The 22,515-nt window shown below is 65.6% G+C and carries 20 protein-coding genes and 1 pseudogene; 7 read left to right on the forward strand and 14 right to left on the reverse strand.

Annotated features, from left to right (window positions below):
* Window positions 1–48: 48 nt before the first annotated feature.
* The 6 genes from BM019_RS22860 to BM019_RS22885 form a co-directional block, all read right to left on the reverse strand.
* Entirely contained in the window at window positions 49–1,044 is a 996-nt protein-coding gene (locus tag BM019_RS22860) for a lysylphosphatidylglycerol synthase domain-containing protein (RefSeq protein ID WP_092420527.1), read from the reverse strand.
* The gene (clsB, locus tag BM019_RS22865; RefSeq protein ID WP_092420530.1) at window positions 1,031–2,332 is read right to left on the reverse strand and encodes a cardiolipin synthase ClsB; all 1,302 of its coding nucleotides are present in this window, start codon (window positions 2,330–2,332) and stop codon (window positions 1,031–1,033) included. Before clsB ends, BM019_RS22860 begins: the two co-directional genes overlap by 14 nt.
* A complete protein-coding gene (locus BM019_RS22870; RefSeq protein ID WP_092420533.1) occupies window positions 2,329–3,126 on the reverse strand; it encodes an endonuclease/exonuclease/phosphatase family protein in 798 nt (265 codons plus the stop codon). The genes clsB and BM019_RS22870 overlap by 4 nt, the downstream gene beginning before the upstream one ends.
* Window positions 3,123–4,049, reverse strand: a complete 927-nt coding sequence (locus tag BM019_RS22875) for a DUF72 domain-containing protein (protein ID WP_092420536.1) — start codon at window positions 4,047–4,049, stop codon at window positions 3,123–3,125. The genes BM019_RS22870 and BM019_RS22875 overlap by 4 nt, the downstream gene beginning before the upstream one ends.
* Window positions 4,050–4,310: 261 nt before the next feature.
* Window positions 4,311–5,522 (reverse strand): MFS transporter, encoded by a 1,212-nt coding sequence (locus tag BM019_RS22880; protein WP_009045837.1) that lies wholly within the window; start codon window positions 5,520–5,522, stop codon window positions 4,311–4,313.
* Between the two features lie 192 nt (window positions 5,523–5,714).
* The gene (locus tag BM019_RS22885; RefSeq protein ID WP_092420539.1) at window positions 5,715–10,031 is read right to left on the reverse strand and encodes a DEAD/DEAH box helicase; all 4,317 of its coding nucleotides are present in this window, start codon (window positions 10,029–10,031) and stop codon (window positions 5,715–5,717) included.
* Between the two features lie 222 nt (window positions 10,032–10,253).
* On the opposite strand from BM019_RS22885, the gene BM019_RS22890 reads away from it, so the two are divergent.
* Both BM019_RS22890 and BM019_RS22895 read left to right on the forward strand, forming a co-directional pair.
* A complete protein-coding gene (locus BM019_RS22890; protein ID WP_023969342.1) occupies window positions 10,254–11,138 on the forward strand; it encodes a sugar nucleotide-binding protein in 885 nt (294 codons plus the stop codon).
* Window positions 11,131–12,060: an NAD-dependent epimerase/dehydratase family protein gene (locus BM019_RS22895; RefSeq protein WP_092420542.1), complete on the forward strand. Its 930-nt coding sequence runs from the start codon at window positions 11,131–11,133 to the stop codon at window positions 12,058–12,060. Before BM019_RS22890 ends, BM019_RS22895 begins: the two co-directional genes overlap by 8 nt.
* Window positions 12,061–12,118: 58 nt before the next feature.
* Here the strand turns inward: BM019_RS22895 and BM019_RS22900 are convergent, their stop codons facing one another.
* The 5 genes from BM019_RS22900 to BM019_RS22920 all read right to left on the reverse strand — a co-directional run bounded on the left by BM019_RS22900 (window position 12,119) and on the right by BM019_RS22920 (window position 16,305).
* Window positions 12,119–12,817, reverse strand: a complete 699-nt coding sequence (locus BM019_RS22900) for an OmpW/AlkL family protein (RefSeq protein WP_009045833.1) — start codon at window positions 12,815–12,817, stop codon at window positions 12,119–12,121.
* A gap of 236 nt (window positions 12,818–13,053) precedes the next feature.
* Complete coding sequence (locus tag BM019_RS22905; protein WP_037005021.1) at window positions 13,054–13,572, reverse strand: DUF3299 domain-containing protein; 519 nt, start codon at window positions 13,570–13,572, stop codon at window positions 13,054–13,056.
* A gap of 28 nt (window positions 13,573–13,600) precedes the next feature.
* Window positions 13,601–14,866, reverse strand: a complete 1,266-nt coding sequence (locus BM019_RS22910; protein ID WP_092420545.1) for an ABC transporter permease — start codon at window positions 14,864–14,866, stop codon at window positions 13,601–13,603.
* Window position 14,867: 1 nt separating this feature from the next.
* A complete protein-coding gene (locus BM019_RS22915; protein WP_092420548.1) occupies window positions 14,868–15,578 on the reverse strand; it encodes an ABC transporter ATP-binding protein in 711 nt (236 codons plus the stop codon).
* A 130-nt stretch (window positions 15,579–15,708) separates the two neighbouring features.
* Window positions 15,709–16,305: a DUF2796 domain-containing protein gene (locus BM019_RS22920; protein ID WP_062824464.1), complete on the reverse strand. Its 597-nt coding sequence runs from the start codon at window positions 16,303–16,305 to the stop codon at window positions 15,709–15,711.
* Window positions 16,306–16,440: 135 nt separating this feature from the next.
* On the opposite strand from BM019_RS22920, the gene BM019_RS22925 reads away from it, so the two are divergent.
* Entirely contained in the window at window positions 16,441–16,794 is a 354-nt protein-coding gene (locus BM019_RS22925) for a hypothetical protein (protein ID WP_092420551.1), read from the forward strand.
* A gap of 50 nt (window positions 16,795–16,844) precedes the next feature.
* Here the strand turns inward: BM019_RS22925 and trxA are convergent, their stop codons facing one another.
* From trxA to BM019_RS22940, 3 genes and pseudogenes are all read right to left on the reverse strand, one after another.
* The gene (trxA, locus tag BM019_RS22930) at window positions 16,845–17,717 is read right to left on the reverse strand and encodes a thioredoxin (protein ID WP_062824466.1); all 873 of its coding nucleotides are present in this window, start codon (window positions 17,715–17,717) and stop codon (window positions 16,845–16,847) included.
* 105 nt (window positions 17,718–17,822) lie between these two features.
* Window positions 17,823–18,478, reverse strand: a pseudogene (locus tag BM019_RS22935) (50S ribosomal protein L11 methyltransferase).
* Entirely contained in the window at window positions 18,475–18,933 is a 459-nt protein-coding gene (locus BM019_RS22940) for a hypothetical protein (protein WP_087091866.1), read from the reverse strand. Before BM019_RS22940 ends, BM019_RS22935 begins: the two are co-directional and overlap by 4 nt.
* A gap of 129 nt (window positions 18,934–19,062) precedes the next feature.
* Between BM019_RS22940 and nrdR the strand changes: the two genes are divergently transcribed.
* From nrdR to ribBA, 4 genes are read left to right on the forward strand one after another with little or no spacing between them, the layout of a single operon-like run.
* Complete coding sequence (nrdR, locus tag BM019_RS22945; RefSeq protein WP_007924133.1) at window positions 19,063–19,527, forward strand: transcriptional regulator NrdR; 465 nt, start codon at window positions 19,063–19,065, stop codon at window positions 19,525–19,527.
* Window positions 19,524–20,657, forward strand: coding sequence for a bifunctional diaminohydroxyphosphoribosylaminopyrimidine deaminase/5-amino-6-(5-phosphoribosylamino)uracil reductase RibD (gene ribD / locus BM019_RS22950; protein WP_009045824.1), 1,134 nt, complete (start codon window positions 19,524–19,526; stop codon window positions 20,655–20,657). The genes nrdR and ribD overlap by 4 nt, the downstream gene beginning before the upstream one ends.
* A 46-nt stretch (window positions 20,658–20,703) precedes the next feature.
* The gene (locus BM019_RS22955; protein ID WP_007924128.1) at window positions 20,704–21,366 is read left to right on the forward strand and encodes a riboflavin synthase; all 663 of its coding nucleotides are present in this window, start codon (window positions 20,704–20,706) and stop codon (window positions 21,364–21,366) included.
* A 31-nt stretch (window positions 21,367–21,397) separates the two neighbouring features.
* Window positions 21,398–22,489, forward strand: coding sequence for a bifunctional 3,4-dihydroxy-2-butanone-4-phosphate synthase/GTP cyclohydrolase II (ribBA, locus tag BM019_RS22960; protein ID WP_016702666.1), 1,092 nt, complete (start codon window positions 21,398–21,400; stop codon window positions 22,487–22,489).
* Window positions 22,490–22,515: the final 26 nt, after the last annotated feature.

The following is a 22,515-nucleotide window of genomic DNA, read 5'->3' on the forward strand; positions in this document are numbered from 1 at the left end:
CGCGCAAGCTCGCTCCTGGAGAGGAGCGCGCGCGTTTGCGCGATAGCCTCAGCTGCCTTGGCGCGGATTTTTCTCCACGCGCAACGCCTTGGCCCTGGCCTCCACCACCAGGTACATCAGCAGCGCGATCAGCAGCGGCAGGATGAAGTAGATCGCCCGGTAGGCGATCAACCCGGCCAGCAGGCTGCCGCGGGACACCTCATGTTGCAGCAGGGCGATAAACACCGCCTCCAACACCCCGAGCCCCGCCGGAATATGGGTGATGACCCCGGCGATGCTGCTGATCAGCAGCACCCCGAGCACCACCGGGTAATCGAGCTTGCTGGGCAGCAGGGTAAAGATCACCGCTGCCATCAGCGACCAGTTGAGTGCGCCCAGGGCCAGTTGCAGCAGGGCCATGTGCAACGAGGGCAAGTTGATCTCGACCCCGTGTATCGACCACTCGCGCCGTCGGGAAAACCGACAGGCCGCCAGGTAACCCACGCCCAGCACCAGCAGCAGGACGCCCACGCCCTGCAACGCGCCGTTGCTGAGTTGCCAGCCGGGCGGCAACTTCATCAGGCCACTGGCGAATACCGTGCCGGCCAGGACCATGTAGCCGAACCAGTTGGTGGCCAGGCTCAGGCCGAGGATCTTGGCGATATTGCCGGTGCTCACCCCGAGCCTGGAGTACAGCCGGTAGCGCATGGCGATCCCGCCGACCCAGGCGCTGAGGTTGAGGTTGAAGGCGTAGCTGATGAACCCCACCGGCAGGATCTGCCGCCAGCCGAGGTTCTGCCGGATGTAGGTGCGACCGATCAGGTCGAAGCAGGCATAGACCAGGAAGCTGGCCAGGGTCAGGCCCGCGGCGATGATCAGGGTGCGCACCTTGAAGTCGGCCAGGGTGCCGAGTACTTCGCTCCAGTCGATGCGCCGGGCCAGCAGGGTGAACAGCACGATCAACAGCAGGAAGAAGGCGATGGTCAGCGGTTTCTTCAGGCGTTGCCAGCGCGATCGGGAGTGCGACGCGGCGGGCGTCGAGCCATGGGCGTCAGTGCGGCTCATGGGGCGACTCCCGCGGGGTGGCGGCCTGGCCGAAGGGCTTCAATTGCGGCTTGTGGGCGGGTAGCCAGCCGGCCCAGGCCGGGAAGTGACGCAGGATGTGAAACACCAGGAAGCCCACGGTCAGGCGCCACAAGCGGCCACGCCCGGAGCCCTTGGCCGGCATGGCCTGGCAGTGGTCGCGACTGAGTCGGTCGAGGCGCTCGAACAGGTCGCGATTGAACGCCCGGTCGCGGATCAGCACATTGGCCTCCAGGTTCAGCGACAGGCTCAGCGGGTCGAGATTGCTCGAGCCCACGGTGCTCCAGTCGTCGTCCACCAGCGCCACCTTGCCGTGCAGTGGCCGTTCGCAATATTCGTAGATGGTCACGCCGTCCTTGAGCAGATAGTCGTAGAGCATGCGCGCCGCCAGCCTGGCCACCAGCATGTCCGGCTCGCCCTGCAGGATCAGTCGCACCTCGACGCCACGGCGCGCGGCGTTGCGGATCTCGCGCAGCAGCCGATAGCCGGGGAAGAAGTAGGCATTGGCGATCACCACCCGCTGGCGGGCCCCGCGCAATACCTGGCGGTAGACCTCTTCGATATCGCTGCGGTGCTGGCGGTTGTCGCGGTAGACCAGGCGCACCTGGCCGTCATGGTCGGTCAGGGCCAGCTCCGCGCGGCGCTGCCGGCGGCGTTGCCACCAGTAGCGGGCGCGGGCCGGGCGGTCGCCTTGCAGCAGGGCGAAATGGTGGATATCCACCACCGCCGGCCCCTGGATCTCTACCGAGTAATCCTGTTTGGCCTGGGGGCCGAAATCGGCCAGGTGGTCGGCGGAGAAATTGATCCCGCCGACAAAGGCGATGGCGCCGTCGACCACCACGATCTTGCGATGCAGGCGGCGGAACCAGTTGGTGCGCACCCCGAAAATCGGCTGCGCCGGGTCGAATATCTGCAAGCGCACCCCGGCATTGCTCATGGCGGCAAGGAACTCGGTGCTCAATTCGCCGCAACCGAAGCCGTCCAGGCTGACGATGACACGCACGCCACGCTGTGCGGCCTCGATCAGGATACGGTGCAGCTCATGGCCGACCTTGTCCTCGAAGAGGATGAAGGTCTCCAGCAGGATCTCGTTCTGCGCCTGGCGCAGCACTTCGAACACCCGGGGAAAATACGCCTCGCCATTCTCCAGCAGCACCACCCGGTTGTTGCTGTGCCAACCGTATTCGAGGTCCATCCGTAGCGGCTCATGGGCCAGCCCCGCGTCAGGCGGGTGGTCCACCGTGGTTTTTTCCAGGGGCATGTCGTTCATAACTCGACCTCGACCGACAGCGGTACATGATCGGAGAGATGGGACCAGGGATGGGAGGCCAGGACCTGGGGGCGGTGGATTTTCAGGTGACGCACGTAGATCCGGTCCAGCCGCAGCAGCGGCAGGCGCGCGGGGAAGCTGCGCGCCGGTTTGCCGTGCTGGCTGACAAAGGCCTCCTGCAAGCCACTGGGGGCGAGCTGTGCATCGGCGCGCAGCCGCCAGTCGTTGAAGTCGCCGGCGACGATCAAGGGCGCATCGACGGGAAGCTCGGCGATCAGTTGCAGCAGCAGATCCAGCTGTTGCTGGCGATGGCTTTCGCGCAACCCCAGATGCACGCAAATGGCGTGCACTTCCAGGGCATCGCCGGGCAGGCGCAACACGCAATGCAGCAGGCCGCGGCTCTCGTGCCCGGACAGGGAGATGTCGAGGTTGTCGTAGCGAATGATCTGGAATTTCGAGAGCAGCGCATTGCCGTGGTCGCCGGCCGGGTACACCGCATTGCGTCCATAGGCGAACTGCGGCCAGATGCTGTCGGCGAGGAATTCGTATTGCGGCATGCTCGGCCAATTGTTGTAGCGCTGCGGGTGCTGGTCGTGGGCGCCGTGCACCTCCTGCAGGAACACCACGTCGGCGGCCACGCTGCGCACCGCCTCGCGCAGCTCGGGCAGGATGAAGCGCCGGTTCAGGGCGGTGAACCCCTTGTGGGTATTTACCGTCAGCACCGTGAAGCGGCGCGCGGCGGCGAGCCCGATCGCGGGCGGTACCGGGTTGTGGGCCGACTCGTCATGGCTCATGGCAGCACCCCGGGCGCGGCAGGCTCGCCGGGCGCTGTCGCCAGTGTCTTGTCGAGTCCGAAGCGCTGCAGCAAGCGACGGGCGTCGAAGGGCGCGCGGACCTTGAGATCATTGTCGAAATAACAGAACACCTCCCGGCTCTTGCGCGCCCTGGGGGTGTGCCGGGCGTCGATCAGCCGGGCATCGGCGGGTTGTTTGCCGTTGTGCCAGGCCTCGATCCGGTCGCCCCAGCGCTTCAGGGCCTGGGGCGTATAGCCGCTGGCGTACAGCTCCTTGTCGCCGTGCAGCCGCAAGTAGACGAAATCACCGGTCAGGTCCTCGCAATAGGGCCACTTGCCAGCGGTGTCGGCCACCACCAGTGCCACGCCGTGCTGGCGCAGCAGATGGGTGAATTCGGGCACGGCAAAGCTTGCGTGGCGAATTTCCACGGCATGGCGCATGGCTTTTTTGCCGTAGGCCTTGGTGCTGGCGTGGCCATTGAGGCGTGGTTCGTGCTGGCGGGCGAGGGCGGCGGCCTGTTCGGTATCGGCGGGCAATTGCTGAAGAAAGGCGCCGAACAGCTCGGCGTCGAACCGGAAGCTTGGCGGAAACTGCCACAGGATCGGTCCGAGCTTGTTCTTGAGCTCCAGCACGCCCGAGGCGAAGAAGTTGGCGATCGGCTTGTGCACATCCCGCAGCCGCAGGATATGGGTGATGTAGCGTGGCGCCTTGACGCTGAACACGAAGTCCTTGGGCGTATCGGCATACCAGTCGGCATAACGCTCGGGGGTCTGCAGCGCGTAGAACGAACCGTTGATTTCGATGCTGTTGACTGCGCGCGAAGCGAATTGCAGCTCGCGCTTGTGCGTCAGCCCCTCGGGGTAGAAATCTCCACGCCAGGGCTTGTAGCGCCAGCCGGAAATACCGATATGAATCGCCGCCATGTCCGCTCCCGTCTTGGGGCCTTCGAACCACCTCTGTCTTTTGATGACTGCCCGGCTGACGGGAAAGTTTCGACCTTCCTACGGACGGTGTTTTCCAGCCCGTAGCCGCGGGCTGGCGGGCGATGGGCCGCCCGGCGGTGGCAAACCCTGCGCCGGGCAGTCGCTGACGCCAGCCCCACCAGGCGCCACCCTTTACGGCCGGGCATAAAAAAACGCAGCCGGTCAGGGCTGCGCTTTTCTGGTTGGGGGCTGCTGGTGGGCTCAATGCCCGACCACCACCCGGCTCGCCCCCTCGGCCGGCTCGGCGTACACCGGGCCGAGGCGATCCAGGCGGCCGCTCCAGGCGGTCAGGGCCAGGGCGCCCAGTACCACCAGGCCACCGATCCAGGCAGTGTGGATCAGCCCCAGGTGGGCGACGATCAGGCCGCCACCCCAGGCGCCGCCGGCGATGCCGAGGTTGAAGGCGGCGATGTTCAGGCCCGAGGCCACGTCTACCGCTTGCGGGGTGTGGTGTTCGGCCTGGCGCACCACGTAGACCTGCAGGCCCGGTACGTTGCCGAAGGCCACGGCGCCCCACACCAGTACGGTGGCCAGTGCCAGCCACGGGTTGCCGGCGGTGAAGGTGAGCAGGAACAGCACGCCGGCCAGCAGGGCAAAGATGATCTTCAAGGCGCTGATCGGGCCGCGCTTGTCCGCCAGCTTGCCGCCCCAGATGTTGCCTACGGCGACCGAGATCCCGTAGACCAGCAGCACCAGGCTGACGGTGCTGGCGCTGAAGCCGGAAATGTCCTGGAGAATCGGCGCGAGGAAGGTGAAGGCGATGAACGAGCCGCCGTAGCCCACTGCGGTCATGGCGTACACCAGCAGCAGGCGCGGTTGTTTCAGCACTTGCAGTTGTTGCAGCAAGGACGCCGGTTTGCTGTGGGCGATGTTTTTCGGCACGTAGATCAGGCTGCCGATAAAGGCGATCACACCCAGGGCGGACACCGCGAGGAAGGTTTCGCGCCAGCCGAAATGCTGGCCGATAAAGGTCCCCAGCGGCACGCCGGTGACCAGGGCCACCGTCAGGCCGGTGAACATGATGGCAATCGCGCTGGCGGCTTTTTCCTTGGGCACCAGGCTGGTGGCGATGGTCGAGCCGATGGAGAAGAACACGCCATGGGCCAGGCCGGTGACGATTCGCGCCAGGACCAGGGATTCATAGCTGGGCGCTTGCCAGGCCAGCAGGTTGCCGAGGGTGAACAGCACCATCAGCGACAGCAGCAACAGTTTGCGCGGGACCTTGCCGGTCAGCGCGGTGAGCACCGGCGCGCCGACGGCGACACCCAGGGCATACAGGCTGACCAGCAGCCCGGCGGATGGCAGGCTGACGCCGAGGTCGGCGCCGATGGTGGGTAACAGGCCAACGATGACGAACTCAGTCGTCCCGATGGCGAAGGCGCTGAGGGTCAGCGCGAGCAAGGCAATGGGCATGGCTGCAACTCCGGTGGATTTGACAATGGAGCGCAGTGTCCGGATTTGAATCGTGCGGAAAAATAGCGGTTCCGGTATTTGATATTTGACCTGAAGGCAAATATCGAGCTGAGCAATCAACCCGCTTCTGTAGGAGCGACGCTTGCTCGCGATAAGGCTGGCGCGATGCACCAGGCCGCCCACGGCCCGATATCAGTGGCGAATCAACCGGGTCCGCAGCTCAAGGCTGGCCTGCGGCTCAAGGTCCAGCCAGACATGCGGTTTGCCAGCGATCTCGGCGGCTGCGGGCAGGCCGTCGCGGTACACCAGCCGGTTGCCAGCCAGGGCCGGGACCTTCGGCCCGGGCAGCAAGGTGCCGGCGAGGTTCAGCGGGTCGACGCCACACACCGCGATCAGGCTGCCATCCAGCGGGCGGCGGCGCACTTCACGCAACAGGGCGATGGCCTCGGGCAGGGCGAACTGCTCGCCGGCCAGGCCGCTGACAAAACGCCCGCCGCGAATTTCGCCGCGGGCCTCCAGCCGATGGAAAGTACGCAGCAGTTCGCGCCAGCTCGGCAGCCAGTCGGCCTCGCGCTCCAGCAGGCGCCAGAACACCACGCCATAACGCCGCAACAGGGTCATGGCGATGTGTTCCAGGGTGGCCGGTGGGGTTGCCTGCCCATGACCGCCGACGCCCTCCGGTACTGGCGACGGACGCCGTAGCAGCGCCCAGCGCCCCGCATCGTCCATGCCGCCGACCACGGCCCCGCGCCCGCGTCGGCCGCTACGGGCCAGACGCTTGCTGGCCGGGGTGATCAAGGCACGCAGGCCGGCAAAACTGTCGGCATTCACCCACCCTGCGGCCACCAGTTCCTGCAGGGCGATCTCCAGTTCGGTCCGCAGGATATGGGCTTCATGCTGCAATTCATCGAAGAACAAGGCGCCGTGCTGGCTCAGGGCCTCATGGACCTTCTGCGCCTTGGGTGACAGCTCGCTGCTGTCGGGCTGTGCGCCCAGCCCGCTCCACAGCGCGACCTGGTTGCGCGGCAGCAGCACGATCGGCGTATTGCGCAGGGTCGCGCCGGCGGTTTTGTGCGGCGCGCTGAGCCGGCTCCAGACCACTTTGCCGTTGCGGCACAGCTCATCCAGCCAGGTGGCGGAGTAATCCTTGATCCGCGCCGGCAGCAGGTCGCTGTCCCAGGCACCGGCCGCGGCGGCATAGCCTTCGAACTGGGCGACCGTCTGCGCCAGCATGGCACTGCCCTGGCCCTGGGTGGCGCTGGACAGGTGCTGCCAGTCGAACAGAAAACGCATCAGGTCCTGCAGCGACACCGGTTCGATTTCCCGGCGCAGGCGTTTGACGGTGTAGCGATGAATCCGCGCCAGCAGATGCCGTTCGCACCACTCTTCCCGGGCCTCGCCGGGGCTGAAGCGGCCGCGCAGCACATAACCTTCGCCTTCCAGCTGCGCCAGGACCTGGGTGACCTCGCCGGCGCTCAGGCCCAGGGGCATGGCGATACTCTCCAGCGGCAACGGGCCGAAGCCGCTGAGCCGGGCTCGAATCACTTCGACCACCGCTTCATCGCGCTGCCATCGCTCATCGAAGCCGGGCGGCGCCTCGAGGAGCGGTTGCAGTGGCGCCTGTGGATAAATCGCCCGCAGGCAGCCCAGGCGCTCGACGGCCAGCCACAGGGCCTGTCCGTCGCCGATCTGCAGGCGGCTGGCGCGCCCGCTGTCCGCCAGGGCTTGCAGCCAGTCGGTCCACCGCGGGTTGGCCTGGGCTTCGTCCTCGCTGATACAGGCCAGGCTCATCAGCGCTTCATGCATTTCGTCCGGGTTGCCGGGGGCGGGCCAGGCTTCCTCGCGCACCGACTGGATGGCCTCGGCGTCCAGGGCGCCGAGGTCGTCGCTGGACTCGGGGTCGCTCCAGCGGCGGCTGAGCACGGCCTGGGTGCGGCGCTCTTCCAGCGGTGCGTCGTCGAGGAAGGTATAGGGCCGGGCGCTGAGGATTTCCGCGGCCAGGGGCGAGGGCGCCGGCAGGTCGCGGCTGATCAGGCGCAGCTCGCCGCGCTCGATGCGCCGCAACAGTGCCAGCCAGCCCTTGCTGTCCATGGCTTCGTGCAGGCAGTCGTCGAGGGTCTGTTCCACCAGCGGGTGATCGGGAATCTGCCGTTCGCCGGCGAGATTCTCCAGGCAGGCGATCTGGTCGGGAAACACGCTGGCGATCAGGTCTTCGCTTTTCATCCGCTGGATCTGCGGCGCTACCTTGCGCCCGCCGACAAAGCGCGGCAGCGCCAGGGCCACGCCGGCATTCCAGCGCCAGCGCACGCCGAACAGCGGCGCCTCCAGCACGGCCTGGACCAGGATGTGTTCGGCGCTGTTGCTGTGCAGGTAACGCCAGACGTCGTCCAGCTCGAAACTGTGGCCGGTGGACAGCGACAGCACGATGGCGTCTTCGCTGGCGGCGGCCTGCAGTTCGAAGTTGAAGGTGCGGCAGAAGCGCTTGCGCAGCGCCAGGCCCCAGGCGCGGTTGATCCGGCTGCCGAACGGCGTGTGGATGATCAGTTGGGTGCCGCCGGACTCATCGAAAAAGCGCTCCATGATCAATGTGTCCTGGGACGGCAGCGCGCCCAGGGCCTGGCGTGCGCGGGCCAGGTACTCGACCAGTTGTTCGGCGCTGGCGGCGTCCAGGCCCAGGCTGTCGCCCAGCCAGTCGAGGGCGGGCTGTAGTTGGCCGGGGGTGGCACCGAGCAACTCGTCGAGCCGGCCCAGCAGGCGCGCCACGGCAAACGACAGTTCGGCGCTGCGCCCGGGGGCTTCGCCGAGCCAGAACGGAATGGTCGGCGGCTGGCCGTGGGCGTCCTCGACCCGCACCCGGCCGGTTTCCACCCGCAGGATGCGGTACGAAGTGTTGCCCAGCTGAAACACATCGCCGGCGATGCTTTCCACCGCGAAGTCTTCGTTGACGCTGCCGATATTCAGCGCCTGGGGCTCCAGCAGCACGGCGTAGTCGGCGTTGTCGGGGATGGTGCCGCCGCTGGTCACCGCCGTCAGCTGGCTGCCCCGCCGGCCGCGCAGGCTACGGTTGACGGCATCGCGATGCAGATAGGCGCTGCGAATGCCCTGGCGCCCGTTGTAGCCCTCGGCGAGCATGCGCAGCAGCGCCTGGAAATGCCCTTCGTCGAGGTCGCTGTAGGGCGAGGCGCGACGGATCATCTCCAGCAGCGGCTGCTCCTGCCATTCCTGGTTGCTGACTTCGGCGACGATCTGCTGCGCCAGCACATCCAGCGGCGCCCTGGGGATCTGCAGGGTGTCGAGTTCGCCGCGATGCACGCAGTCGAGCAGGGCGGCACATTCGATCAGGTCGTCGCGGCTCAGGGCGAACAGGCGGCCCTTGGGCGTGCCGCCGACCTGGTGCCCGGAGCGTCCAACCCTTTGTAGAAAGGCCGAGATCGAACGCGGCGAGCCGATCTGGCACACCAGGTCGACATCGCCGATATCGATGCCCAGTTCCAGCGAGGCGGTGGCGATCAGTACTTGCAGGTCGCCGCGCTTGAGGCGCTGTTCGGCGTCCAGGCGAAACTCCTTGGCCAGGCTGCCATGGTGGGCGGCCACCGCGTCCTTGCCCAGGCGTTCGCTGAGGTGGCGGCTCAGGCGTTCGGCCAGGCGCCGGGTGTTGACGAACACCAGGGTGGTGCGGTGTTCCCGCGCCAGTTCGGCGATACGTTCGTAGACCCGTTCCCAGACGTCGTTGGCCATGACCGCCGACAGCGGCACGGGCGGCACTTCGATGGCCAAGTCCCGGGGGCGGGCGTGGCCGATATCGACGATCTCGCAGGGGCGTTCATGGCCCACCAGGAAACGCGACACCGCTTCGATGGGCTTCTGCGTGGCCGACAGGCCGATGCGCGTCAGCGGCTCGGCGCATAGCGCTTGCAGGCGCTCCAGGCTTAACGCCAGGTGGCTGCCGCGTTTGCTGGCGGCGATGGCGTGGATCTCATCGACTATCACCGTGCGCGTGCTGGCCAGCATTTGCCGGCCGGAGGCCGAGCCCAGCAGCACATACAGCGATTCGGGGGTGGTCACCAGGATATGCGGCGCGCTCTTGCGCATGGCGCTGCGGTCTTTCTGCGGGGTGTCGCCGGTGCGCACCGCGGTGCTGATGCGCAGTTGCGGCAGGCCCATGCGTTCGAGTTGCGCGGTGATCCCGGCCAGCGGGTCCTGCAGGTTGATCTGGATATCGTTGCTCAAAGCCTTGAGTGGCGAGACGTAGACCACCAGGGTCTGCTCCGGCAGCGTGCCGCCGTTTTCCAGGCCGCGATGCACCAGCTCGTCGATCACCGCGAGGAAGGCGGTCAGGGTCTTGCCCGAGCCGGTGGGCGCGGCGATCAGCGTCGAACGGCGCTGGCGGATCAGCGGCCAGGCCCGGGCCTGGGCGGCGGTCGCCGCCGGGAAGCAGCTGTCGAACCAGGCGCTGACCGCGGGATGAAAACCCGGCAGGGCGTTGGCGGGGATCTGGGGAAGGTTCATGCACAACGTTATGCGACCGCCGGAGTGAAGTTGCAAGCCTGCCTTGTCGCCGCTGGCGGCAGCGGCCCTGAAGGGCTGTGTGCTTTGTTGCTCTACACTTTCTCAGTGACGGTTGCGCCGGAAACCCGCAAAATGCAACGATTCTGAGCAATATTCATGGCCAGACCCGCGGGTCTGGCCGATTCAAACCATCGTTCCGAACAGATTGGGCCTGCTGACTCTATGCGAATGCGCCTTATGTTACTGGGCGGCGGAAATGCCCTTGGGCAGGCGCTGATTCGCCTCGGTGCGGAGGAAGACATCGGTTTCCTCGCCCCCCGTCCGCCGCAAGACGGCTGGGATGCCGCGAGCCTGACGCAACTGCTCGACGACACCCGTCCGGATGCCTTGATCAACCTTGCGTACTACTTCGACTGGTTCCAGGCGGAGAGTGTCCCCGAGGCACGCCTGGCCAGCCAGGAACGAGCGGTCGAGCGGCTTTCCGAGCTGTGCCAGCATCACAACATCATACTTCTGCAGCCTTCCAGCTACCGCGTGTTCGACGGTTCGCGGGCCACCGCCTACAGCGAAAAGGACGAACCGGTACCGCTGGGCCTGCGTGGCCAGGCCTTGTGGCGGATCGAGCAGAATGTGCGCGCCACCTGCCCACAGCATGTGCTGCTGCGTTTCGGCTGGCTGCTGGACGATAGCGCCGAAGGCACCCTGGGGCGTTTCCTGGCCCGTGCCGAGCAACCCGAAGAGCTGCTGCTGGCCGACGACCGCCGGGGCAACCCGACGCCGGTGGACGATGCCGCCCGGGTGATCATCTCCGTACTCAAGCAACTCGATTGCGCCGCGCCGCTGTGGGGCACTTACCACTACGCCGGCCATGAGGCGACCACGCCGCTGGCGCTGGGCCAGGCGATCCTCACCGAGGCCCGCAGCCTGCATCCGCTGGCCATCGAAGCGCCGACCGCCCAGGCCCACGCCGCCCGGCCGGACGCTGCCGAAGAACCGCAGCACGCGGTGCTGGCCTGCAAAAAAATTCTGCACACCTTCGGGATCAAGCCTCGCGCCTGGCGCGCGGCACTCCCGGCTCTACTGGATAGGTTTTATCGTCATGGCTGATGGCCCAATCTTGATCACCGGCGGTGCCGGCTTCATCGGTTCGCACCTGACCGACGCTTTGCTCGCCAAGGGCTACTCGGTGCGGATCCTCGACGATCTGTCCACGGGTAAACCCGGCAACCTGCCGCTGGACAACCCACGGGTCGAACTGATCCAAGGCGACGTCGCCGATGCGGCCCTGGTGGCGCGGGCCATGAGCGGCTGCCGCGCGGTGGCGCACCTGGCGGCGGTCGCTTCGGTACAGGCTTCGGTGGACGACCCGGTGCGTACCCACCAGAGCAACTTCATCGGCACCCTCAACGTCTGCGAAGCCATGCGCCAGGCTGGCGTCAAGCGTGTGCTGTTTGCTTCCAGCGCGGCGGTGTATGGCAACAATGGCGAGGGCGAATCGATCGACGAAGACACGCCCAAGGCACCACTGACGCCCTATGCGTCGGACAAGCTGGCCAGCGAGTACTACTTTGATTTCTATCGCCGCCAGCATGGGCTGGAGCCGGCGATCTTCCGCTTCTTCAACATCTTCGGGCCGCGCCAGGATCCATCCTCGCCGTACTCCGGGGTCATCAGCATCTTTTGCGAGCGCGCGCAGAAAGGCCTGCCGATCACCGTATTCGGCGATGGCGAGCAAACTCGCGATTTCATGTATGTCGAAGACCTGGTGGACGTGCTGGTGCAGTCCCTGGAAACACCGCAACTGGAAGTCGGCGCGGTCAATGTCGGCCTGAACCAGGCCACCACCCTCAAGCAATTGCTCGAGGTCCTGGGCGAGGTGGTAGGGCAGTTGCCACCGATCAGCTACGGCCCGGCGCGCTCTGGGGACATTCGCCATTCGCGGGCGAACAACCAGCGCCTGTTGCAGCGCTTCAAACTCCCCGAACCGACGCCGATGAGCGTCGGGCTGGCACGTTTGCTGGGCCGCTGAGCTTTCCCCAGCGATGAAAAAAGGCGCCTTTGCAGGCGCCTTTTTTTGTCTGGCCGATTTAGAACTTGTAGCCCAGGCCGACCATGTAGACCCATGGATCGACATCCACGTCGACCTTGGCCCGGGTGCCGCCGGCGACCGCGTTGTTGTTCACGTAGGCGGTGGTGTCGATGTCGACGTAGCGCACCTGGGCGTTGATCATCACGTTGTCGGTCAGCATGTAGTCGGCACCGACCTGCCAGGCCAGGCCCCAGGAGTTCTTCGCCCGGAAATTGTCGAAACCGGCGGCGCTGGCACGGCTGCCGACGTGTTCGTCATAGATCCAGGTGTAGTTGATACCGGCACCCACGTAAGGCTGGAAGGCGGCCTTGTGGTCCAGTGGGTAGTACACGACGCTCAGGGTCGGCGGCAGGTGCTTGAGGGTACCGAGCTTGCCGTTGGCGGCGTCCAGCGCGGTGCCCTTGAGCTTGACGTCATGCTCGAACGGGGTGGCAGCGAGCAGTTCGATACCGACGTTGTTGGTCAGCATGTAGGCGAAGTTCAGGCCCAGCTGAGTGTCGCTGCTCATGGTCGCCTTGCCGCCGAGGTTGGCACCGGCCAATGGACCGCGATCGACCTTGACGTCGCCGCTGTCGGCTTTCGGATTGACGGTGATGGCACCGGCGCGAACGATGATGTCGCCGGCTTCGTGGGCGTGGGCGATCGGGGCGGCGAGCGCGAGCGCGAACAGGGAGGCGCTGAGCAGGGGCTTGTGCATGGGAGCTCCAAAGGACGATTCGAGTTGGCTAGGTCCAATGGTAAGGATCGTCAAGGAACAGGCTTTGACTCAGCTCAATGAAAAGCGGATCAGCGTGGGAACGAGGGGGGGTAGGGGGCTCTAGGCGCTTTGGAATCGATCGCGAGCAAGCTCGCTCCTACATGAACAGTGCGGTTACCTGTAGGAGCGAGCTTGCTCGCGATGAGGTTATGTGCGGCACTGCAAAACCGGCGGTTTCACTCCTGTAATTCGTACACGTAAATCTTCTCTGCCTCCATCTGGTAACCCGCGTCGGCGATTTCGCTGGTGGATGCCTTGACCTGCATCGGCCCCTCGATCCAGTACGGCTGATACAGCTCGTCGAGCTTCACGCCGACTTGGCTTTTCACGTGCACGATCTGGTTCGACGGCGGTGGCGGCACGTGGATGCAGGCGCCGAAATACGGCACCAGCAGAAACTCCGTGGTGCGGCCTTCCTCGCTGACTTCCAGCGGCACGATGTAGCCGGGCAGGCGCACCGACAGGCCGTCCAGGCTCTGCACCACCGGAGCGTTGGGCATGTCCTGCTTGGCCGCCGGGGCAGACTCGGCGGCCAGGGCGTCGCTCATCTGCGACAGGTCGTGCAGCGGCTGCATGTTCGGCACCTCCGCCGGCGCGTCCGGCGGGATCATTTCCGACCAGGCCAGATCACGGGGTTCGGCGGCCCACAGTGGCAGGGCGACCAGCATCAATAGCGCAAGCAGGGCACGGGGCATGCCGGAGCTCCTCATAACCGGAAGTTCCTCATAAACGGATGGACAGGCCATCGGCCAGCGATTGTCGGTAGGCGCGCCAGGCGGGCACGCTGCCCATCAGCAGGGCGGCGATCAGGATACCGCCGAGCAGCGTCCACTCATACTCGCTTGGCCAGGACAGCGGCAGATACAGGCCGTAGCTCGACTGCACATAACCCTGGGCCAGGGCGATGCCCAGGTACAGCAGGCCCAGCCCGGCGAGCACACCGGCCAGCGCCAGGGCGAAGGCCTCCAGCACCAGCAAGGTCGCGATATGCCAGGGGCGGGCGCCGACCGAACGCAGGATCGCCATTTCCCGGCGGCGCTCGTTGAGGCTGGTGAGGATCGCCGTGAGCATGCCGATCAGGCCGGTCAGTACCACGAACAGCGACACCACGAACAGGGCCTTTTCCGCGGTGCCCATCAGGCTCCACAGCTCCTGCAGGGCGACCCCGGGCAGGATCGCCAGCATCGGTTCGCCGCGGTATTCGTTGATCTCGCGCTGCACCGCGAAGGTGGCGATCTTGCTATTCAGGCCGAGCATGAAGGCAGTGATCGCTTGCGGCGTCAGGTCCATGTTGCGCGCCTGGTCGGCGCTGATGCGGCCGTTGCCCTGGGCCGGTACGCCGTTGTGCCAGTCGATATGGATCGCCTCCATGCCACCGAGGCTGATGTGCAGCGTGCGGTCCACCGGGGTGCCGGTGCGCTTGAGGATGCCGACCACGGTGAAGGGTTTGTCGTCGTGCTTGACCAGGCTGATGGCCGCTACGCCGTGGGCCAGCACCAGCTTGTCGCCGAGCTTGTAATGCAGGGCCTCGGCGACTTCGGCGCCCAGCACCACTTCGAACGGATCGCTGGCGAACTCGCGGCCGCTGGCCAGTTGCAGGTTCTGCTGGTGGCCGTACTGGTAATGCTCGAAGTAGGCCGCAGTGGTGCCCATCACCCGGTAGCCGCGATGGGAATCGCCGAGGGAAATCGGGATCGCCCATTTCACTTTCGGGCTATTGGCGAAGTGCTCGAAGCTGTCCCAGCGAATGTTGTTGGTGGCGTTGCCGATGCGGAACACCGAGTACAGCAGCAGGTTCACCGAACCGGAGCGGGCGCCGACGATCAGGTCGGTACCGCTGATGGTGCTGGCGAAGCTGGCGCGGGCTTCGGTGCGCACCCGTTCCACCGCCAGCAGCAGGCAGACCGACAGGGCGATGGCGAAGGCAGTGAGGATCGCGGTGAAGCGGCGGTTAGCCAGGCTGGCCATGGCTAGACGGAACAGATACATCTCAGACCTCCGCGGGCGTGGCGGCGCGATTGAGCTCGGCCAGCGACAGGTTGCGATCGAACAGCGGCGCCAGGCTTTGGTCGTGGCTGACGAACAGCAGACTGGCCCCGGCCTCGCGGCATTCGGCGAACAACAGGCGAATAAAGGCTTCGCGGGCGTCGTAGTCCAGTGCCGAGGTGGGTTCGTCGGCAATCACCAGTTCCGGTTGGCCGATCAGCGCGCGAGCGGCGGCGACCCGTTGTTGCTGGCCGATGGACAGCGAATCGGCGCGGCGACCGAGCAGGTCGGGGTCTTTAAGCCCCAGGTGGGCGAGCAGGGTGGCGGCTGCCTGGTCGACACTGCCGTGGCGCTGCACGGCGCGGCTGGCGCGCAATTTGGAGAAGTGGCAGGGCAACTCGACGTTTTCGCGTACCGAGAGAAATGGCAGCAGGTTGAACTGCTGGAAGATGTAGCCGGTGTGATCGACCCGGAAGCGGTCGCGGGCGCCGGCGGAGAGTTCGGTCAGCTCCTGGCCCAGCAGGCGGATGCTGCCGCGGCCGGGTTTCTGCACGCCGCCGAGCAGGCCGAGCAGGGTGGTCTTGCCGCTGCCGCTGGGGCCCTTGAGGAACAGCGTTTCACCCGCTTCCAGGCGAAAGGCCGGGATATCCAGCAACTGCGGATGGCCGGGCCAGCTGAAGCCCAGGTCGGACAGTTGGATCAGTGCTTGGGTCATGGGCGATGGTTCGTCGGTTGATTCATATTTGTAGGAGCGAGCTTGCTCGCGATAACGGTCATGCGGTTGGCATCATCTGTCGGCTATGACATCGCCATCGCGAGCAAGCTCGCTCCTACAGGGGACGTGATCAGAATTTCAGGCTGGCGGCCTTGGAGGTCGCTTCCACGCCTTGCTGGCCACTTGGCGAGATGAGTTGTACCTGAATTTTCTGGGTGGCGGGGAAGGTCTTGAACACGCCGGCCAGGTCCAGGTTCTTCAGCGCGCCCGGCGTGGCACAGGTGAACTGGTAGTGCGCATGGATCTCGCTGTGTTCGTGGTGATGTTCGTGGCCGCCGGCACTCTTCGCGTCGTCATGGTCTTCGTCGTGATCTTCGGGCTTGTCGCCGAACAGCGGGCTTTCCAGTTCCTGTTGCGCCACCACGCAACCGGCGGCGGGCGGCAGGCTGAACAGCGCCAGCGGTTTTTCCAGCTGCGCGCGCACGGCGGCGACCTTGGCCTTGTCCGCGTCGGTGCTGGCGGCGTGCTCGAAGCCCACCAGGTTCATCGCCGGGCTTTCCAGTTCCAGCTCCAGGGTCTGGCCGTCCAGTGCCGCGTTCAGGCGGGCCACGCCATGCTCGTGAGCACCGAGGCTGCCGTGCTCATGGTCGTGGTCGTGTTTTTCGGCCGCGTGAGCGATGGCCAGGGGCAACAGGGCGAACGGCAGGGCGAGCAGCAGACGACGCATGGCAAGTCTCCGGGAGCGAACATGAAAATAATGTTATGTAATCTTATAACGGAAGCGGCGAGAGTGTGACCGCCTGCTTGGCGTTGCGCAAGACGCATGGGAGCATGCTCGTCAGAAAAATTCGGGAGCAGAGCGATGGTGCGGATTCGTGGAAGCATCGGCGAATGGCCGGTGGACTTGACCCTGGAACTGGATGAGGCCGACTGGGATCAGTTGAGTGCCCGGCTGGGGACGCCGTTGCAGGCGGCCACAGCCGAAAGCGGCGCGCCTGTGGCCAAGCCGGCGAGCCAGGATGATGCGTTGTGGCAGATCACCCAGGACCTGCTGCGCAAGGCCGGGCAATTGAGCGGCCCGGATCTTTTGGAGCAACTGGAAGGCCTGACCGGCAGCGCCGCGGCGGGCAAGCGGCTATTGGTGCGTTTGCGCCATAGCGCACAGGTCAAGGTGGTGAGCGGCGGTGATACGCCGCTCTACAGCTGGATCGAGTAGACGAGGGCTGCGCCGGCTTGCGATAAACCGGCGCGGCTATCAGCTATGAATCAGTACAGCGCGGCGAACAGCTTGCGACGGTAGGTGGTCACCAGCGGGTGGTCGTTGCCCAGCAACTCGAACACTTGCAGCAAGGTCTTGTGTGGCAGGCCTTCGTTGTAGCTGCGGTTGCGGATGAACAACTTGAGCAGGGCATCCAGTGCCGCGTCGTACTGCTGGCGCGCCAATTGCTGGATGGCCAGCTGATACACCGCCTCGTCATCCTGCGGGTCCTGCGCCAGGCGGCTTTTCAGCTCGGCGCTGTCCGGCAGGTCGGCGGCCTGCTTGAGGAAGGTAATCTGTGCCTTGGCCCCGGCCAGCGCCGCCTTGTGTTCATCGCCGGTGACCGCGTCGAGTACGGTCTGGGCTTCGCCCAGTTCGCCGCGTTCGGCCAGGCAGCGGGCGTAGAGGATCAAGGCCTTGGCGTTGCTGTTGTCTTCGCCCAGCAGCACTTTCAGCGTGGCTTCGGCATCGGCGATGCGCCCTTCGGCAAACAGCGCTTCAGCCAGCTCCAGCGGGTCGGCGGCCTTGGGCGGCGGCATCTGCACATGGGGTTCGAGCATGGTGCGCACCGCGGACTCCGGTTGCGCTCCGGCAAAGCCGTCCACCGGCTGGCCGTCCTTGAACAGCACCACGGTCGGCAGGCTGCGAATGCCGAAGCGGGCAACGATGTCCTGCTCGATATCGCAGTTGACCTTGGCCAGCAGCAGTTCGCCCTGATAGCTCTCGGCGATCTGTTGCAGCATCGGCATCAGCGCCTTGCAGGGCGCGCACCATTCGGCCCAGAAATCCACCAGTACCGGCTTGTGGAACGAGTTTTCGATCACCGACTGGTCGAAGTCGGCGGTGCTGGCGTCGAAAATGTACGGCGTGTCCTGACTCATGGGGGATCTCGAAGAACGTGAATGGGCCAACTATAAGGGCTGGCGGGGTGTGCCTGAAAGCGGTGGCTGTCCGCTCGCCGGTTATCGCGTAGCGCTGATAGGGGCTCAATCGCGCTGCGCGTGATACAGGCTCACTTCGCGGAACTCCCAGGGCTCGGCCAGATCCGGCAGGGTCAGGGCGTGGAGCATTTCCAGACGTTGGTACAGCGGATGCTGGAAGTCCTTGACCCGGGAGTCCGCCACCAGCGCCTGCGTCCGCGGCTGAGGAACTCATCCAGCAGCGGCAGGTTGGCGCGGTCGTAGAGCACGTCGGCCACCAGGATCAGGTCGAAGCGATCCGCTTGCGCGAAAAAGTCCGTGGAGTAACCCAGTTCAACCCCGTTGAGCGCCGCATTCGCCTTGCAGGCGGCGATGGCCAGCGGGTCGAGGTCGCAGGCCACCACTTCCAGCGCGCCGGCTTTCAGCGCCGCGATACCGGCCACGCCGGAGCCGGCGCCGAAATCCAGGACCCGCTTGCCTTGCACCCACTGCGGACGCTCGGCCAGATAGCGCGCCAGGGCCAGGCCGCTGGCCCAGCAGAAGCTCCAGTACGGCGGTTCGTGGAGAATTCGCCGGGTTTCTTCCGGGGTGAAGGCGCGGTCCATGTTGTCGGCATCGATCAACCACAGCTTCAGCTCGGTGTCCGGCAGTTCGCAGGCCACCAGTTGGGCATCGCCCAGCAGTTCGCTCAGGGCGTGTTGCAGGTCGAGCGGTGGGGTCATGGTGCTTTGACGAATTGCAGCTGGCCCACGGCCTGGGTGGTCGGCTGGGTGATGAGTTGCGCCGGCAGGTGCAGGATCAACTGGCCGGACTGGCTGGCGCGGCCGCGCAGTTCAACGCGGGCGCCTACCGGGAAGACATCGGGATTGAAGCGCAGGCGAAACGGCAGGACCTTGTTGTTGCCGATCAGGTTGCTGCTGGCCAGCAAACGTTGCGGCCGGCCGCGCTCGTCGATCACCAGCAGCGCCAGTTCCACCTCGGCACCGCTCGGTACGCCCTGCAGGGTGCCGCTCAGTTCACGCTGGTAGGCCGGCAGGGGGCCGAGGTCAGTGGATTCCTGGGCTTTTTTCACACTCTGCTGGGGCGGCACGGTGGAGGCGGCCGGTTTCGGGGCGTCGCTGCTGCAAGCGACCAGCAGGCTGAAAAGGCTGAGCAAAACGAGCGGTCGTAGTGGCATGCGAAGCTCCAACAAGGCGAAATTCCATGTGCAAAACATAATAGTCGGTCTGTATACCGTAAAGGCTATGGCTTGTCTTGCCAGTGGGATGCGCTACCATGGCCCTCCCTTTTTTTGTTGCCTGCCACCATGCACTGTCCCTTCTGCGGTGCCAACGACACCAAGGTCATCGACTCGCGTCTGGTCGCCGAAGGCGAACAGGTGCGCCGCCGGCGTGAATGCCTGGCCTGCGGTGAGCGTTTCACCACTTTCGAAACCGCCGAACTGGTGTTGCCGCGCCTGATCAAGACTGACGGCAGCCGTCAGCCCTTCGACGAAGAAAAACTCCGCGCTGGCATGCAGCGTGCCCTGGAAAAACGTCCGGTCAGCGTCGAGCGCCTGGAAGCCGCGCTGGTGCATATCAAGCACAAGTTGCGCGCCACCGGCGAGCGCGAGGTCAAATCCCTGGTCGTCGGCGAACTGGTGATGGCCGAGCTGCAAAAGCTCGATGAAGTGGCCTATATCCGCTTCGCCTCGGTCTACCGACGGTTCCAGGATCTCAACGAATTCCGCGAAGAGATCGACCGTCTCGCCCGCGAGCCGGGTAAAGAATGAACACCTCCAGCGAACAGGCGGTGCTCGACGCCCACTATATGGCGCGCGCCCTGGAGCTGGCCGCAAAAGGCCGCTTCAGCACTCACCCCAACCCCCGCGTCGGTTGCGTGATCGTGCGCGACGGCCAGGTCGTCGGCGAAGGCTGGCATGTGCGGGCCGGCGAGCCCCACGCCGAAGTCCACGCCCTGCGTGCCGCCGGTGCCAACGCCCGCGGCGCCACCGCTTACGTGACCCTCGAACCCTGCAGCCATCACGGCCGTACGCCGCCGTGCGCCGATGCCCTGGTGGATGCCGGCGTGGCGCGGGTCGTGGCGGCGATGCAGGACCCCAACCCGGAAGTCGCCGGCCGTGGCCTGCAGCGCCTGGCCCAGGCCGGCATCGCTACCCACAGCGGGGTGATGGAGCAGCAAGCCCGTGCCCTCAACCAGGGTTTCCTCAAACGCATGGAACAGGGCTTGCCGTTCGTGCGGGTCAAGCTGGCCATGAGCCTGGACGGGCGCACCGCCATGGCCAGCGGCGAAAGCCAGTGGATCACCGGCCCCGCCGCGCGTTCCGCGGTGCAGCGCCTGCGGGCCCAGGCCAGCGTGGTGTTGACCGGTGCCGACACGGTGCTGGCGGATAATGCCCGGCTGACGGTACGTGCCGAGGAACTGGGGCTGGATGCGGAACAGACCGCCCTGGCCATGAGCCGTCCACCCTTGCGCGTGTTGATCGACGGCCGCCTGCGGGTGCCGCTCGATGCGCCGTTCTTCAAGGCGGGGCCGGCGCTGGTCGCCACCTGCGCCGCGGTGGAGGAACAGTATGCCAATGGTCCGGAGTGCCTGATCGTGCCGGGCGCCGATGGCCAGGTGGACCTGCGTCGGCTGCTGGGCGAGCTGGCTGCCCGCGGCGTCAACGAGGTGCTGGTGGAAGCCGGCCCGCGCCTGGCGGGGGCGTTCGCCCAGCAGGGTTTGGTGGACGAGTACCAGATCTTTGTCGCCGGCAAGTTCCTCGGCTCTACGGCCCGGCCGCTGCTCGACTGGCCGCTGGCGCAGATGAGTGAGGCGCCGCAGCTGAAAATCATTGAAATGCGCGCCGTAGGCGATGACTGGCGAGTCATTGCCATTCCTCTGCCAGCAGCGAGCGTATAATTTCGGGCCTTCGCCACGCGGCGACCCTGTTCTCGAGGAGGACTCCATGTTTACAGGCATCATCGAATCCATCGGCAGCATCCGTGCATTGACTCCCAAGGGCGGCGATGTGCGGGTGTATGTGGAAACCGGCAAGCTCGACCTGGGCGACGTGAAGCTGGGCGACAGCATCGCGGTGAACGGCGTCTGCCTGACCGCGGTGGAACTGCCGGGCGACGGCTTCTGGGCCGACGTCAGCCGCGAGACCCTGGATTGCACTGCTTTCCATCAATTGAAGGCCGGCAGCCGGGTCAACCTGGAAAAGGCCCTGACCCCGACTACCCGCCTGGGCGGTCACCTGGTCAGCGGTCACGTCGACGGCGTTGGCGAAGTGGTGGCCCGGGAAGAAAATGCCCGCGCCATCCAGTTCCGTATTCGCGCACCCAAGGACCTGGCCAAGTACATCGCCCACAAGGGTTCGATCACCGTCGACGGCACCAGCCTGACGGTCAACGCGGTCAATGGCGCCGAGTTCGAGCTGACCATCGTCCCGCACACGCTGGCCGAAACCATCATGGCCGACTACCGGCCGGGTCGGCAGGTCAACCTCGAAGTCGACCTGCTGGCGCGTTACCTGGAGCGCCTGTTGCTGGGCGACAAGGCCGCGGAGCCTTCGAGCGGTGGCATCACCGAAAGTTTTCTGGCCGCTAACGGCTACCTCAAATCCTGAACCTCAAATTTTGAAAGAAGGGGGGTGCCGCGTGGCGCTCAACAGCATCGAAGAACTGGTTGAAGACATCCGCCAAGGCAAGATGGTCATCCTCATGGATGACGAAGACCGCGAGAACGAAGGCGACCTGATCATGGCCGCCGAGTGCTGCAAGGCCGAACACATCAACTTCATGGCCAAGCACGCCCGCGGCCTGATCTGCATGCCGATGAGCCGCGAGCGTTGCGAGCTGCTCAAGCTGCCTTTGATGGCGCCACGCAACGGCTCCGGGTTCGGCACCAAGTTCACCGTTTCCATCGAGGCCACCACCGGCGTGACCACCGGCATCTCCGCTGCCGACCGCGCACGCACGGTGCAGGCGGCTGCCGCCAAGGACGCCAAGGCCGAAGACATCGTCAGCCCGGGCCACATCTTCCCGCTGATGGCCCAGCCGGGTGGCACCCTGGCCCGCGCCGGCCACACCGAAGCCGCCTGCGACCTGGCGCGCATGGCCGGTTTCGAGCCGAGCGGGGTGATCTGCGAAGTGATGAACGACGACGGCACCATGTCCCGTCGCGCCGAGCTGGAAGCCTTCGCCGCCGAACACAACATCAAGATCGGCACCATCGCCGACCTGATTCACTACCGGATGATCCACGAACGTACCGTTCAGCGGATTGCCGAGCAGCCGCTGGACAGCGAATTGGGCCAGTTCAACCTGGTGACCTACCGTGATTCGGTGGAAGGCGACGTGCACATGGCGCTGACCCTGGGCAACATCTGCGCCGAAGAACCGACCCTGGTTCGCGTGCACAACATGGACCCGTTGCGTGACCTGCTGATGGTCAAGCAGCCTGGCCGCTGGAGCCTGCGGGCCGCCATGGCCACGGTGGCCGAGGCCGGCAGCGGCGTGGTGCTGTTGCTGGGTCACCCGCTGGACGGCGACGTGCTGCTGGCGCATATCCGCGAAACGGCCGAGCACGCGCCTGCGAAAAAACCGACCACCTACAGCATCGTCGGTGCCGGTTCGCAGATCCTGCGCGACCTGGGCGTACGCAAAATGCGCCTGATGAGCGCGCCGATGAAATTTAATGCGATATCCGGTTTCGACCTGGAAGTTGTAGAATACGTGCCCTCCGAATAAAAGCCGGTTGTTTCGGGCTTGAAATT

Origin of the sequence: Pseudomonas sp. NFPP07 (assembly GCF_900115645.1) — a bacterium.
In the GTDB taxonomy this organism is placed as follows: domain Bacteria; phylum Pseudomonadota; class Gammaproteobacteria; order Pseudomonadales; family Pseudomonadaceae; genus Aquipseudomonas; species Aquipseudomonas chlororaphis.